This is a genomic window from Salinarimonas rosea DSM 21201 (assembly GCF_000429045.1).
Taxonomy (GTDB): domain Bacteria; phylum Pseudomonadota; class Alphaproteobacteria; order Rhizobiales; family Beijerinckiaceae; genus Salinarimonas; species Salinarimonas rosea.
In genome coordinates this window covers 1-14,895 of the sequence record NZ_AUBC01000019.1, presented here as the reverse complement: position 1 = coordinate 14,895, position 14,895 = coordinate 1, and the positions used below count along the sequence as shown (strand labels likewise).

The following is a 14,895-nucleotide window of genomic DNA, read 5'->3' as shown; positions in this document are numbered from 1 at the left end:
CGAAACGCAGGCGACGCTCCGGGTGCTCATCGGTTCGCCGTGCTGCGCGACCGGTGGCATCCGTTCGAACTGAATCGAGAGCGCCCCTTAGCCGTCTTCACGCAAAGCGAGCCAGGCGTGATTGCGCCTTTGCCGCGTGCGATAGAATCCTTTTCCGAGTATGTTCACCTCTGTGCCGAACTGTGGAATTGCCCCGATATGCCGGGCGTGCCGCCGCCACCATGGGCGAGGGTGCTGCTGTGAAGACGCTGGAAAGAACCGTTCTGTCCGACATCGCCGAGGAGGTCGCCCGTGCACTGTCGTTTGCGACGGTGGAGGGCGGTTCGGCCTATGTCTCGACCGCCGTCAGCTATCCGAACGGCTCCGCGGTCGTGGTGCGCATCGACGCGGACGAGAGCGGCTATGTCGTCACCGACGACGGGCAGGGGGCGTTCATCGCCGAGACGATGGGCGCCGGCGCTACGTTCGCCGGCATCGCACGGACGGAGGCTGCCCGGCTGGGCGTCTCCCTGAGCGAGCGCAGCATCTTCGCAGCGAACGTGTCGCGGGAGGCGCTCCCCGGTGCGGTGGCCGTCATCGCCAACGTCTCGACGAGAGCTGTCGATCGGACGGCAGCGGCGCTCGAAACCATGCGTCGGAAGCGATCGCAGGAACGTTTCCGATCCGGCCTCCGCTCGGCGTTCGGCGAACGCGTCGCATTCGATCTGGATGGTGTGCGCGGCACCTGGCGCTCCTGGGATTTCGATGCCGGACTGTACGAGGGAAAGCGCATAGCAGCGTTGTTCACGTTCGTGTCGCCCGCGTTCAGTGCGGTGGCGAGCGCGAGCCTGAAGCTCCGCGACGTGCGATCGGCGGACGATCACCCGCGCTTGGTCGTGGCGCTAGCGGATTACGGTGGGACGGAGGCCAGCCTGCGGGCGCTCCTCAATGAGGAAGCGGACAGGGTCGTGCCCGCCGACAGCGATCCGGACCAGTTCCGACAGGTCGCAGCCTGAGCTGGCGACGGAGCGTCGGCGCATCCGCTTTCGAGCCGCTCCAGGTCTCGTCGAACATCGCTGTCGTCCCGCGGAACACCGCACTGCTCCGCCGCATTCCGTGCGGACATGAGCCTTCGCATCCCATCCGCCCTCCGCCGATCCCTGGACTTCGGCTACGCCGCTCTCGTCGTCCTCGCGGTCGCCGTGCTCAACCGCGTCTCCGGCGGCGGGGTCGAGGCGCTCGGGGACCCGCCGGGGCGGCGGCTCTGGTACGTGTCGGGCGTCCTCGCGCTGCTCGCGGCCGTCCACCTGCGCCGCTTCCGGCCCTGGCGCGAGGCGCTGACGCTCGCCGGCTGGCTCGCCGGCAGCTACCTCGTCTGGCGGACCTTCGAGTGGGGCACGATCTTCGACCTCGGCCGGCTGCCGTCCGAGGAGCCGCGCTCGCCCTTCGGGGACCTGTTCTTCGTGTTCGGCAGCGACGCCGCGAACCTGTGGGTGCGCATGGCGGTGGCGCTCGTGCCGGGCGTGATCGCCGGCGCCTGGCTCGCCCGGCGCCGGATCCTCGGGCGGTCGCTGCGCGCGCTCCTGCTCGGATGGCTCGCGCTCGCCACCGCCTTGTTCCTCGCCTATCGCTCGGCCTGGCGGCTGACGGAGCAGGTCCCCATCCTCCACGCCGAGCTGATCGCCGGCGCGGCCTGGGGCGTGGTGCTCCTGTCGCTGCCGGCGCTCGCGCCGCGTCGGCCGGGGGGAGCTCGACCGCCCGGGTCGTGACCTCCCGTTTCGGCCGCCGCGCGCATCACCCCGGGATCGTGTAGATCACCTCGCTCTGCGTGATGGGGCCGTCGCCGCCCAGGCGCACCACGACGGGACCGACGGCGTCCACCGCCTTGCCGCCGCGCTGCACGGTGCTCTTCGTGGCCGTGAAGGTGATCGAATCGGTCGTCCAGTCCGCCTGGGTGACGCCTTGGCTGACGCCGCCGATCGTGACCTCGCCGCTCGTCTTGGCGCCCTGGGGCGTGAAGGCACCGAAGTTCATGCCCTCGATGACGTATTTCGACTGATCGGTCAGCGTGATCGACGCATCGTCGCCCGTGCCGTCGCGGACCGACACGATCACCGGCGTGCCGGTGATATAGGACTGGAGGTCCTTCACCAGCTGGTGGAAGTCGTCCATGTCGGCGACGGCGGCGAGGTCGCCGGAATACTTGCGCAGCCACTGAGGCGGCACGAACAGGAAGCTGCTCTTGTGGATCTGGAGCTTGATGCTCGTGTCGGTCACCGAGACGCAGGGGCCGGCGTGCACGACCGTCTTCACCACGTCCTCGTCGATGGAGTAGTACTCCACGTTGACGATCGGCATGCCGAGCAGGTACTCGCAGACGAAGGTCAGGTGCCCCATCTTGTCGTACTTGCCGCTGCGCTTCCACGACACGGTGGCCTGCTTGCCCATCGAGCGCAGCACCTCGGTCAGCGCCCCCACGTCCGCGCCGTCGGTGGCGGCGAAGCCGAGGATCGAGGCGATGAGGTCGGTGTTGAACGTCGTCGAGCCGGCATTGCTCTCGAACAGGTAGTCCTCGCGGTTCATCGCGACGAACATGCCCGAGCGAGCGACGATGGCCTCGATCGGCTCGTAGTCGTAGAGCGTGTAGTAGTCGAGGAAGTCCGGATTCGCCTTGTTCTTCGCCGACGGGCGCAGCGTGCTCGAGACCGCTTTCGTCAGCGCGGCGAAGAACACCGTCACCTCCTGGAACAGATCCTGCGCCGCCTGGGTGATGGCGGCGTCCCCCTGCACCGTCGAGGCGATCATGATGTTCCCCGTCTCGTTGAAGACGAAGTATTTCGCGATCGGGATGTTGCGCGCGCTGGTCGAGGTCTTCGGCGGCCGGAGGGGGACGGGGCCGGCCTCGGGCGGGGCCGAGGACGTGCTCCCGCCTGCCGCGACGTTCGGGGTCGCGCCGGCGCCCGTGAGCTTCACCGGGTAGCGCGCGGCGTCGGGGAAGGTGCCGCGGCTCGCCGGGAGCGCCACGATCTGCGCGAGATGGGCGGCGCTGGTCTGGACGTCGAAGCCGTCCCAGCCGCAGATGAAGGTGTTGCCGGCGATCCAGCGGGTCCCGTCGTCGACGCAATGGGCATGGCCGACGACGCACACCCGCCACGTGTCGCCGTTGCCGTCGGGGACGTCGACATAGGTGTAGGCGTAGCGCGTGAGGTTCTTGGTGCTCCCGACCGTCGCCGTGTTGACGTAGACGGAATTGGTGAAATCCGCCGCGGCGACCGCCGCGTGCGGGTCGAACGGAATCGGCCCGCCATTGGGGCACTTCGAGTTCCAGGCCATGGGGCTGCTCGTCCTTCGGCACGGGCGCGAGGGAACGCGGTCTGAGCTCGCGGCCCGGGAGCGACCGCCCCCGGCCCGGTCGACGCCGAGCGTGGCCATACTCGGCGCCGCAGCTCCAAATTGTCAAGAAGAACGACCTTAGGTAAGTGTGTTGCGCGAGGCCACGGCGTCCGTCACCGGCGGCGTCGGGCGATCGCCCGGGGCAGGCGTGTCCGCGAGCCTCGCGCGCCCGCTTGCCTTTTGCGGGCCGATCCACCAAAAGCCACGACGTTCGCAGAGAGACGCCGACCCGATCCGAGAGGCTCCGATGATCGACTTCGCCCGCGTGCGCCGCATGATGGTGGATCACCAGCTGCGCACCTACGACATCACCGATCTCGGCATCCTGTCGGCCATGAACGAGGTGCCGCGCGAGGCCTTCGCGCCGGACGAGGCGAAGGGGCTCGCCTATTCCGACCAGAGCCTCCCCGTGGCGCACACCGAGGACGGCGGGCGCTGGCTGCTGCCGGCGATGATCTTCGGGCGCCTGCTCCAGAACCTGCAAGTGCGTGCGGGCGAGCGCACGCTCGTCGTGGCGAGCGCCCTCGGCTACGAGGCGGTCGTCATGCAGCGGCTCGGCGCGCGGCCGACGATCCTCGAATCGGACGCCGGCGTCGCCGAGCGCACCCGCGCGCTCCTCGCCGAGCACGGGGCGGGCTCGGTGGAGGTCGTGGTCGGTCCCCTCGACGGCGGCTGCCCGGATGCGGCGCCCTTCGACGTGATCTACGTGAACGGCGCGGTGCAGGTGCGTCCGCAGGCGCTCCTCGAGTGCCTCGCGGAGGAGGGGCGGCTCGGCGTCATCGTCGGCGACGGCAGCCGTACGAGCCGCGCGAGCCTGTTCGTGCGCTCCGGGGACACGTTCGGATCGCGTGCGGTCTTCGACGCCGCCGCGCCGTTGCTGCGGCCGTTCCGCGAGGAACTCGGATTCGTCTTCTGATCGGCGCCGCCGCCCGGCGCCCGCCGAAGTGGTCCATCGGACGCCCGGCGGGCGTGGTTTTGGGGCAACGGGTGTCGACGAAATGGCCGCAGCGTGGCGCTTCGGGATTGCCCGGCTGGGCCTTGCCCGTATTCTGCACCCGTGTTTCGGGAATCCTCCCGCCGATCCGTCGACGCACGGTGATCGGGATCGCCCTCCGGACGCTCATGCGTGAAGCTCGGAGCCTGCGAGGCCGACACTCGGTTCGCGGGCCGGGCCAGTTAGGAAATACATGATGCCCCGCGCCAGATCCGCCCGTTGGAACGCAGCGCTGATCACCGCCGCGCTCGGCGTGTCGTCCGCGCTCTCGATCGTGCCGTCGGGCGGTGCGCTGGCGGAGACCCTCGAATCCGCGCTCGCGCGGGCCTACACCGCGAGCCCGATCATCAACGGCGAGCGGGCGAGCGTGCGCGCGACGGACGAGAACGTGCCCCGCGCGCTCGCCGGCTACCGCCCGCGCATCAGCGCGAGCGCCGATGTCGGCCGCACGTGGAGCGAGCGCGACGTGCGCGGCGTGCGCACCGAATCGGCGCTGACCCCGCGGGGAATCGGGCTCCAGATCGACCAGTCGATCTACAACGGCGGCCGCACCGCGGCCTCGGTGCGCCAGGCCGAGAGCCAGGTCTTCGCCGCGCGCCAGAATCTCGAGGCCTCCGTCCAGGACGTGCTGTTCCAGGCCGTGCAGGCCTACATGAACGTGCTCCGGGACACCGCGATCCTCAACCTGCAGACGAACAACCGCGACGTCCTGAGCGAGCAGCTGCGCCAGACGCAGGACCGATTCGATGTCGGCGAGGTGACGCGCACCGACGTGGCCCAGTCCGAGGCACGCGTCGCCGCGGCGCGCTCGCAGGTGAGCCTCGGCGAGGCGAACCTGCGCTCGAGCATCGCGGTCTATCGCCGCATCGTCGGCGTCGACCCGCGCCAGCTCCAGCCGGGCAGCGTGCCGCAGAACCTCATCCCCGGCACGATCGACGCCGCGGTCCAGACCGCGCTCGCCGAGAACCCGAACATCATCGCCGCGCGCCACGCGCTCGACGCGGCGCAGGCGCAGGTGCGCCTCGTCGAGGGCGAGCTGCTGCCGAGCCTGGGCGTGCAGGGCTCCGTGAGCCACCGCTACAGCTCGAACATCGCCGGAGACCGCTCGACCTCCGCCCAGATCGTCGCGCGCCTCGACGTGCCGCTCTACCAGGGCGGCGAGGTCTCGGCGCGGGTGCGCCAGGCCAAGGAGATCGCGCAGCAGCGGCGATTCGACGTGGAGCTGGTGCGGGACCAGGTCCGCGCCGCGGTGATCGCCGCCTTCGGGCAGTACGAGGCCTCGACGGCGCAGATCGTCGCCGCGCAGGCGCAGGTCTCCGCCGCCGAGACCGCGCTCACCGGCGTGCGCGAGGAGGCCCGCGTCGGCCAGCGCACCACGCTCGACGTGCTCAACGCCCAGCAGGAGCTGCTGAACGCGCGCGTCAACCTGATCACGGCCCAGCGCGACCGCGTGGTCGCCGCCTACTCGGTCGTCCAGGCCATGGGCCGTCTGACGCCGCCGCGGCTCGCGCTGAACGTCCAGCTCTACGACCCCTCGGTGCATTTCGAGCAGGTCGACGGCCTCTGGTACGGGACGCAGACTCCGTCCGGCCAGTAACCCGCGGTGGATGGTGTCGAAAGCCGCTTTGCACCGCATCACCCCCTCGCGTTAAGCTTTCATTGACCATGCCGACCGATGCTCGGCGCGTGGAATCGCGATACGTGAGTGCTTCATGAGCCCGGCCAGCCCCAAGAGCGCCAAGTCCGAAGAGCCGACGATGGAGGACATCCTCGCCTCCATCCGCCGGATCATCGCCGACGACCAGGCGTCCTCCGCGGAGCCGGAGCCGGAGGAGGAGCCCGAGGCGGACGAGCCCGAGGACGACGGCTCGGCCGGCAACTCGCAGTCCGCCGTCGACGACATGTTCGGGGACGATCCGGAGCCGGAGCCCGAGCCGGAGGAAGAGGAGGAGGTGCTCGACCTCGGCACCGTGGCCGAGCCGGTGGCGAAGGCGGCCGCCGAGCCCTCGCCGCTCGACCTCGAGCACGAGGACATCGATTTCCGCACGTCCGACTTCTCGGCCGAGCCGGACTTCGACGCGCTCCCCGAGCCGGAGCCCGAGCCCGCGATGGCGGCCTTCGAGGAGGAAGAGGAGGAGGACGAGCCCGTCTTCGACGAGCCCGCGCCCTTCGTGCCCCCGCCGATGCCCGAGCCGCCGCCGCGCCGGTCCCTCGACCAGGAACGCCTGCTCTCGGAGGCGACGGACGCCGCCGTCGGCGGCTCCTTCAACATGCTCGCCCACGCCGTGCTCTCGAACCAGGGCCGCACGCTGGAGGACCTCGTCAAGGAGATGCTGCGGCCGATGCTCAAGGACTGGCTCGACGACAACCTGCCGAGCATCGTCGAGCGCCTCGTGCGCGCCGAAATCGAGCGCGTATCCCGCGGTCGCTGACCCGCGCGCACGCTCCGCCACCCGTTGACTTGCGCGCCCGCCTCCGGTTTCTAGCCGGGGCCCGCAGGCGCGCACCACGGGCGCGTATTCGTTTCGAGACACGATCGGCCGATCTCATGATGGACAAGACGTTCGACCACGCCGCCGTCGAGGGGCGTATCGCGGCGGTTTGGGAGGACGCGGACGCGTTCCGGGCCGGGCGCCCGGAGCGTGCGGACGCGAAGCCCTACACGATCATGATCCCGCCGCCGAACGTGACGGGCTCGCTCCACATGGGGCACGCGCTCAACAACACGCTCCAGGACCTGCTCTGCCGCTTCGAGCGCATGCGCGGGCGCGACGTGCTCTGGCAGCCGGGCATGGACCACGCCGGCATCGCGACGCAGATGGTCGTCGAGCGCAAGCTCGCCGCGGAGAACCGGACCGACCGCCGCACCATGGGCCGCGAGGCCTTCCTCGAGGAGGTCTGGGCCTGGAAGGAGGAGAGCGGCGGGGCGATCGTCAACCAGCTCAAGCGCCTCGGCGCCTCCTGCGACTGGTCGCGCCAGCGCTTCACCATGGACGAGGGGCTCTCGAAGGCGGTGCTGAAGGTCTTCGTCGACCTCTACCGGCAGGGCCTGCTCTACAAGGACAAGCGCCTCGTCAACTGGGACCCGAAGTTCCAGACCGCGATCTCGGACCTCGAGGTCCAGCAGGTCGAGCAGAAGGGCCACCTCTGGCACTTCCGCTACCCGATCGAGGGGCAGGAAGGGCGCTTCATAACGGTCGCGACCACGCGCCCCGAGACGATGCTCGGCGACACGGCAGTGGCCGTCCATCCGGAGGACGAGCGCTACGCCGACCTCGTCGGCACGTTCGCGATCCTGCCGCTGGTGGGCCGGCGCATCCCCATCGTCGCCGACGAGTATTCCGACCCGGAGAAGGGCTCGGGCGCGGTGAAGATCACGCCGGCGCACGACTTCAACGATTTCGAGGTCGGCAAGCGGCATTCCCTGCCGCTGGTCAACATCTTCGACCGTTCGGCTCGCGTTTCGCTCGAGGAGAACGAGGACTTCCTGCGCGATGCCGCGCCCGAGCCGGAGGCGATGGCGCTCGACGGCCTCGACCGCTTCGAGGCCCGCGAGCGTGTCGTGGCGCTGATGGAGGCGCGCGGGCTCCTCGTCGAGATCGTGGCGAACGTCCACGCCGTGCCGCACGGGGACCGTTCGGGCGTGGTCGTCGAGCCGTATCTCACGGACCAATGGTTCGTGAACGTCGAGCCGCTGGCCGAGCGCGCGCTCGCGGCGGTGAAGGACGGGCGCACGCGCTTCGTGCCGGAAACCTGGGAGAAGACCTACTTCCAATGGCTCGAGAACATCGAGCCATGGTGCGTCTCGCGCCAGCTCTGGTGGGGTCACCAGATTCCGGCGTGGTACGACGAGGAGGGCAACGTCTTCGTCGCCTACGACGAGGCCGAGGCGCTGGCGCAGGCCCGCGAGAAGCACGGCCGCGACGTGGCGCTCGTCCGCGACGAGGACGTGCTCGACACCTGGTTCTCCTCCGCGCTCTGGCCGTTCTCGACGCTCGGCTGGCCGGACGCGACGCCGGAGGTGGCGCGATATTATCCGACGAGCACCCTCGTCACCGGCTTCGACATCATCTTCTTCTGGGTCGCCCGGATGATGATGGCGGGTCTTCACTTCATGGACGAGGTTCCGTTCGACACGGTCTACATCCACGCCCTCGTCCGCGACGAGAAGGGCGCCAAGATGTCGAAGTCGAAGGGCAACGTCATCGACCCGCTCTCGCTCATCGACCAGTACGGCGCCGACGCGCTGCGGTTCACGCTGGCCGCCATGGCGGCGCAGGGGCGCGACATCAAGCTCGCGGTCTCCCGCGTCGAGGGCTACCGCAACTTCTCGACCAAGATCTGGAACGCGGCGCGCTTCGCCGAGATGAACGGCTGCGCGCGCGTCGCCGGCTTCGACCCGAAGGCGGCGACGGAGACGCTCAACCGCTGGGCGCTCTCCGAATGCGCCCGCGCCTTCGCCGACGTCACGGCGGCGATCGAGGCCTACCGCTTCAACGATGCCGCCGCCGCCGCCTACCGCTTCACCTGGAACGTGTTCTGCGACTGGTACCTCGAGCTGGCCAAGCCCGTGCTCCAGGGCGAGGACGAGCCGGCCAAGGACGAGACCCGCGCCACCGCCGCCTTCCTGCTCGACCAGGTCTGCAAGCTGCTGCACCCGTTCATGCCCTTCATCACCGAGGAGCTGTGGGCGGTGAAGGGGGCGGAAGGCCCGGCACGCGACGAGCCGGTGCTCGCGCTCGCCGCCTGGCCGGACCTCGCTGCGCTGCGCGACGAGGCGGCGGAAGCCGAGATCGGCTGGGTGGTCGACCTCGTCTCCGAGATCCGCTCCGCGCGCTCGGAGACCGGCGTTCCCGGCGGCGCGCAGGTGCCGCTCCTGCTGATCGCACCCTCGGCCGAGGTGCGCGCCCGGGCACAGGCGTGGTCGGACATGATCCGCCGCCTCGCGCGCCTGTCCGAGATCGGGACGGCGGACGCCGCGCCGAAGGCGAGCATCCTCCTCGTCGTGCGCGGCGAGAGCGCGGCGCTCCCGCTCGAGGGCATCGTCGACCTCGACGCCGAGCGCGCCCGCCTCGCCAAGGAGGACGGCAAGCTCGCGGGGGAGGAGCGGAAGATCCGCGCCAAGCTCGACAACCCCGCCTTCCTCGCCAACGCGAAAGAGGAGGTGGTCGAGGAGCAGCGCGAGCGGCTCGACGAGACGCTCGCGCGCAAGGCCAAGGTGGCGGAAGCGCTCGCCCGTCTGCAGGGATAGCCCATCCGGATTGCGCATCCGCGCATGGGTGGTGTTAACGGGCATTATACCGGCGCGTGCGAAGCGTAGCCGTCATGCCGGCCTATGCCCTCAGCCCCTTCAGCGGAGAATTCCGCAATCCCGGAACGGAAGCCGCGTTCCGGACCGAGCGCCTGCCGGAGACCGCCCGGCAGGCGCGGCTGTTCCTGATCGCATCGGCCATCGTCAACACGATCTTCCTCGTGTCGGACTGGCGTTTCGCCGGCGACCCGCACTTCTGGGTCGCCGTGCCCGCGCGGCTCGCCACGATCCTCGCCTCTCTCGCGTGCCTCGCCGCGGTGCTGCGGCTCCAGCGCAGCGGGCGGCTCGAGCACGCCATCGTGCTCTGGCAGGTCGTCGTCTCGATCGCCGTCGGGCTCCTCGTGTCGGCGCGCTCCGACCTCGCCCTCTTCGTGGTCGTCGTCCTGCCGACGATGTTCTACCTCGTCGTGCCCAACCATTTCCGCACGGCGCTCGCCACCGGCGCCTTCGCCTCGATCTGCATGCTCGTCGGCTTCTCCGTGCTGGGCGAGGGGCCGCCCGGCGTGAAGACGACCGGGCTCGGCCTCGCCCTGGGCCTGCTCATGCTCAACGTCGCGCTCCTGCTCGTCGTCAACCGATCGAACCGCCTGCGCCGGCTCGAATGGGCGGCGACGCAGCGCGAGCGGCTCGCCAACGGCGAGCTCGCCCACAGCCGCGAGATGTTCGAGCGGATGTTCCGCACGGTGCCGATCCCGCTCCTCGTGTCGGAGCGCGCGAGCGGGCGCGTGCTGGCGCTCAACGACGCCGGACGGTGCTATCTCGGGCACGAGGCGGAGGAGGTGTGGGCGACGCCCGGGCTCTACGCGAACCCGGACGACCGCGCCCGCTTCGTCGCCGCCGTCGCGACGCAGGGCCGCGTCGAGGGATTCGAGGCGCGCCTGTGCCGGCCCGACGGCGAGGTCCGCGACGTGCTGCTCGCGGCGTCCGCCATCGACATCGACGGGCGCGAGGCGCTGCTCGCCGCCGTCGTCGACATCACCGAGCGCAAGCTCGCAGAGGGCCGCGTCTGGCGCGCGGCCAACCACGACGCGCTCACGGGCCTGCCGAACCGCGCGCAGTTCCAGGCCCGGCTCGAGGCCATCGCCGCGCGGGCCGCCTCGCGCAGCGGGCGCGCCGGCGAGGCGGGGGCGGCGCTCCTCCTCCTCGACCTCGACGGGCTCAAGGAGGTCAACGACACGCTCGGCCACGATGCCGGCGATGCGCTCCTCGTCGAGGTCGCCCGGCGGCTGAGCGCGGAGGTCGAGGCGGACGACGTCGTCGCGCGGCTCGGCGGCGACGAGTTCGCCGTCGTCCTCGCCCGCGCCGACCGAACGCTGGCCGAGGCCACGGCCGCGCGCTTCCTCGGCGCGATGCGCGCGCCGGTGCTCTTCCGGGACCGCGTCCTCGTGGGGCGCATCAGCATCGGCCTCGCGCTGTGCCCCGAGCACGACACGGCGCCCGGCGAGCTCGTCAAGGACGCCGATCTCGCGCTCTATGCGGCCAAGCAGGCGGGCCGCAACCGGCTGGTCGTCTACGAGCCGCGGCTGCGCGACGGCTTCGAACGGCGCGTGACGCTGCTGCGCGAGGTCGGCGAGGCGCTCGGGGCGGACGCGATCGAGCCACACTACCAGCCGAAGGTGAGCCTCGAGACCGGCCGCATCACCGGCTTCGAGGCGCTCGCGCGCTGGCGGCGGGCGGACGGCAGCGTCGTCACGCCCTACGGCTTCGCGGCCGCGTTCGAGGACCCGGAGCTCGCCATCGCCATCGGCGAGCGCATGCGTGCGCGCATCGCGGCCGACCTGCGCGGGTGGATGGACGCGGGGCTCGCCTGCGGGCGGATCGCGGTCAACTTCGCCCCCGCCGAGTTCCGCCGGCCCGACCTCGCGCCGCGCGTCCTCGCCCAGCTCGCGCGCGCCGGCGTCCCGTCGGAGCGGATCGACGTCGAGGTGACGGAGAGCGTGTTCCTGGGGCTGGGCGGCGAGGCCGTCGAGGCGACGCTGCGGGCCTTCCAGGAGGCGGGGATGCGCATCGCGCTGGACGATTTCGGGACCGGCTTCGCCTCGCTGACCCACCTCAAGCGCTTTCCCGTCGACGACATCAAGATCGACCGCAGCTTCGTGCGCGACCTGATCGAGGATCCGGACGACGCGGCGATCGCGTCCGCCGTGATCGAGCTCGGCCGCGCGCTCGAGATCGCCGTCACCGCGGAGGGGGTGGAGACGCATGCGCAGGCGGCGTTCCTCGCCGCGCGCGGCTGCGCCCAGGCCCAGGGCTGGCTCTTCGGCCGGCCGATGCCGGCGGCCGCGGTGCCCGACTTCCTGCGGGAACGGGCGCGCGCGGCGGCCTGAGCTAGGCGGGCCGCCGGCGCATCTGCAGCCGGATCAGCCCCATCAGCACGCCGTCGAGGGCGGTGACGCCGGCGAGCACCCACAGGAGCACCGTCGCGCCCGCCGCCTCGAGCAGCCATGCGGCGGCCAGCGGCGCCAGCGCCGCGACGAGGAGCTGGGGGAGGGCGAGGCGGCCCATCAGCGCCGCGTAGCCGTGCGGGCCGAACAGCGCGAGCGGCAGCGTGCCCTTGACGATCGAGCGGATGCCGATCCCCGCGCCGTAGAACACGAGCGCGACAGGCAGGATCGCCCAGCCGAGCGCGAGCATCGCCACGCCCGCGAAGGTGAGGGCGGCGGACGCGCCCGCGGTCCAGATCGGGTGATGGCGCCGGCCGAGCCACGCCTCGAGCACGCGCGCGGCCACCTGCGAGGGGCCGACGATGGCGGCGAGGCCGACGGCGGCGGCGAGCGCGAGGTCGCGGGCCTGGAGGAGCGTGATGAGGTGGACCGACAGCACCGCGGTGGCGAGCCCGCTCACCGTCAGCGCCGCCGAGAGCGTGAGCCGCAGGAGCCGGTCGCCGCCGAGGGAAGAGGCCGAGGCGGCCGCCGGAGCGGCGGTCTCGGCAGCGTGCGCGGAGAGCGTCGGGGTCGCGACCGGCGCCGGCCCGGGCCGGCGCGGCAGGAGCGCCAGGTAGAGCGGCGCGACCACGACGACGTGGATCGCGGCATAGGCGAAGCAGGCGCCGCGCCAGCCGAGCGTCTCCACCAGGTAGGCCGAGAGCGGCCATCCCACGGTCGAGGCGAAGCCGCCGAAGAGCGTGAGCGCGGTGATCGCCGAGCGCGCCGTCGATCCGTAGAGGCGCCCGAGCGTGGCGAAGGCGGCGTCGTAGAGGCCCGCCCCCATGCCGAGCCCGATCACCAGCCAGGCGGCGAGGTAGAGCGCCTGCGTCGTCGCGAGCCCGAGCAGGGCGAGCCCCGCCGCCATCACCAGCGCCGAGCCCGCGAGAACCGGCCGCCCGCCGGTCGCTTCGACCGCGCGCCCCACCCGCGGCGAGACGAGGCTCGCCGCGACGAGGCCGAGGGTCAGCCCTCCGACGACGAAGGTCTTCGGCCAGCCCGTCTCGCCCGCGATCACCGGCGCGAGCACGGCGAGGAGGTAGAAGGTCGAGCCCCAGGCGAGGATCTGGGTGATGCCCAGCACCGTGATGACCATCGCGCGCGACGGCCCCGTCGGTGCGGCCGCCGCTTCGGCCGCCGCTCGGGGATCGGCTCCCGCGGCGGCGGGGCTCGCCTGGGGAGGGCTCACGCGGCGGCTCCGCAGCAGCCGCCGGCGGTCGCCGGCGCGGGGGTCGAGGACGGCACGAAGGCCGCGACCGGCGTCGCCGGCTGCTCGCCGCCGCAGCAGCCGCGGGCGCCCTCCGGGGCCGGAGCGCAGCAGGCGTCGGTGCCGTCGGCGAGATCCGTGGTGCACACGCCGGTCTTCGGCAGCGTGAGCTCCACCCGGTCCGCCTCCTCGCGCGCACCCGCGAGGGCGGCGACGACGGAGCGGACCTGCTCGTAGCCGGTCATCATCAGGAAGGTCGGCGCGCGGCCGTAGCTCTTGGCACCCACGACGTAGAAGCCGGGCTCGGGGTGGGCGAGCGCCGCGTGCCCGTGCGGCGAGACGCTGCCGCAGGCGTGGACGTTGGGGTCGATGTCGCCCGCGAGCGCCCGCGCGCACTCGAGCCAGGGGTCGACGTCGACGCGCAGCTCGCGCAGGAAGCCGAGCTCCGGCCGCTGCCCGGTGAGCGCGACGATCCGGTCGAACGGACCGATCGTGCGCCCAGCCTCGTCCGACAGGAGAAGCGCGCCGTCGGCGTCCTCGCGAAGGGCCGCCGCGAGGAAGCCCGTCTCCAGCCGCACCCGGCCCTGCGAGACGAGCGCCCGGAGCCGCGCACCGAGCGCGCCGCGGGCGGGAAGCTCGTCGCCGGCGCCGCCCCCGAAGGCGCGGATCGGTCGTGCGCCGCGGATCGCCCAGGCGACCGCGCCGGCGCCGGTCTCCGCCGCGAGGGCGGCGAGCTCGAGGACGGCGTTCGCGGCGGAGTGCCCGGCGCCGACGACGAGGGTCCGGGCGCCCGCATAGTGCGTGCGGTCGCGGCCGAGCGGGTCGGGAATGCGGTAGGCGATGCGGGCCGCCGCCTCGGCCTCGCCGAGCGCCGGCACGCCCGCGCCGCCGAGCGGGTTCGGCGTGCTCCAGGTGCCCGTCGCGTCGACGACGGCGCGCGCGGCGAGCCGGGTCCGGCGGCCGTCGGCATGGGCGACGTCGACCCGGAAGGGCGCCTCGGCACGCCGTGCGCTCTTCACCTTGTCCATGCCCGCGCGGGTCACGGCGAGGACGCGCGCCCCGGTCTCGATCCGGCCGTGAGCGGCGAGCGCGTCCGCGAGCGGCGCGAGGTAGCGGTCGGCGAGCTCGGCACCGGTCGGCAGCGCGTCCGGATCGGGCGCCGTCCAGCCGGTGGGGGCGAGGAGCCGGCGTGCGGCATCGTCGATGTCGTAGCGCCAGGGCGAGAACAGGCGCACGTGGCCCCAGTCGCGCACGTGCGCACCGACGGCGGCCCCCGCCTCGATCACGACGAACGGCAGGCCGCGCGCCGCACAGTGCGCGGCGGCGGCGAGGCCGACGGGGCCGGCGCCGAGGATGGCGACCGGGAGCTCGGCCGGGCCGGTAGATGCGTTCATGATGCCCTCCTTCGATGTCCATAGTTCCAGAAACTTGGAAATAGCGGAGCGCGAAAAAGCGCTAGACGGCTTCCTCGCGCGCGCTCCGTCGGGACGTCGGACCGCAGCCGCTCTCCGCACAGCATTCCTCGGAGAGGAAGGCGACGAGCCGTAAGCGGTGTTCTCAGGCCGCGTCTGCAAGGGTGCGGCGGGCG

Annotated in this window: 10 protein-coding genes; 7 read left to right on the top strand and 3 right to left on the bottom strand. The window is 72.0% G+C overall.

All coding sequences use genetic code 11. The annotated features are described in order from the left end of the window. Nucleotides 1–239 precede the first annotated feature (239 nt). Both G407_RS0115440 and G407_RS0115435 read left to right on the top strand, forming a co-directional pair. Nucleotides 240–995 (top strand): hypothetical protein, encoded by a 756-nt coding sequence (locus G407_RS0115440; protein ID WP_156917605.1) that lies wholly within the window; start codon nt 240–242, stop codon nt 993–995. Nucleotides 996–1,103: 108 nt separating this feature from the next. After that, the gene (locus G407_RS0115435) at nt 1,104–1,748 is read left to right on the top strand and encodes a hypothetical protein (RefSeq protein ID WP_029031538.1); all 645 of its coding nucleotides are present in this window, start codon (nt 1,104–1,106) and stop codon (nt 1,746–1,748) included. 25 nt (nt 1,749–1,773) lie between these two features. Here the strand turns inward: G407_RS0115435 and G407_RS0115430 are convergent, their stop codons facing one another. After that, complete coding sequence (locus G407_RS0115430; RefSeq protein WP_029031537.1) at nt 1,774–3,312, bottom strand: hypothetical protein; 1,539 nt, start codon at nt 3,310–3,312, stop codon at nt 1,774–1,776. A gap of 307 nt (nt 3,313–3,619) precedes the next feature. Here G407_RS0115430 and G407_RS0115425 point away from each other — a divergent pair, with 307 nt between their 5' ends. The 5 genes from G407_RS0115425 (at nt 3,620) to G407_RS0115405 (ending at nt 12,004) form a co-directional block, all read left to right on the top strand. Further along, on the top strand, nt 3,620–4,288 hold the full coding sequence (locus G407_RS0115425) for a protein-L-isoaspartate O-methyltransferase family protein (RefSeq protein ID WP_029031536.1): 669 nt from the start codon (nt 3,620–3,622) through the stop codon (nt 4,286–4,288). Nucleotides 4,289–4,562: 274 nt separating this feature from the next. Continuing rightward, nucleotides 4,563–5,963: a TolC family outer membrane protein gene (locus G407_RS0115420; RefSeq protein ID WP_156917604.1), complete on the top strand. Its 1,401-nt coding sequence runs from the start codon at nt 4,563–4,565 to the stop codon at nt 5,961–5,963. A 115-nt stretch (nt 5,964–6,078) separates the two neighbouring features. Continuing rightward, nucleotides 6,079–6,798 (top strand): PopZ family protein, encoded by a 720-nt coding sequence (locus tag G407_RS0115415; protein WP_245259098.1) that lies wholly within the window; start codon nt 6,079–6,081, stop codon nt 6,796–6,798. A gap of 116 nt (nt 6,799–6,914) precedes the next feature. After that, on the top strand, nt 6,915–9,617 hold the full coding sequence (locus G407_RS0115410; RefSeq protein WP_029031533.1) for a valine--tRNA ligase: 2,703 nt from the start codon (nt 6,915–6,917) through the stop codon (nt 9,615–9,617). A 74-nt stretch (nt 9,618–9,691) separates the two neighbouring features. Continuing rightward, a complete protein-coding gene (locus G407_RS0115405) occupies nt 9,692–12,004 on the top strand; it encodes a putative bifunctional diguanylate cyclase/phosphodiesterase (protein WP_029031532.1) in 2,313 nt (770 codons plus the stop codon). 1 nt (nt 12,005) lies between these two features. Here the strand turns inward: G407_RS0115405 and G407_RS28015 are convergent, their stop codons facing one another. Then, nucleotides 12,006–13,196 (bottom strand): MFS transporter, encoded by a 1,191-nt coding sequence (locus G407_RS28015; protein ID WP_043539946.1) that lies wholly within the window; start codon nt 13,194–13,196, stop codon nt 12,006–12,008. Between the two features lie 89 nt (nt 13,197–13,285). Continuing rightward, nucleotides 13,286–14,701 carry an NAD(P)-binding domain-containing protein gene (locus G407_RS28010; protein ID WP_052341434.1) on the bottom strand — a complete coding sequence of 472 codons (1,416 nt, stop codon included), beginning with the start codon at nt 14,699–14,701 and terminating at the stop codon, nt 13,286–13,288. Between the last annotated feature and the right edge of the window lie 194 nt (nt 14,702–14,895).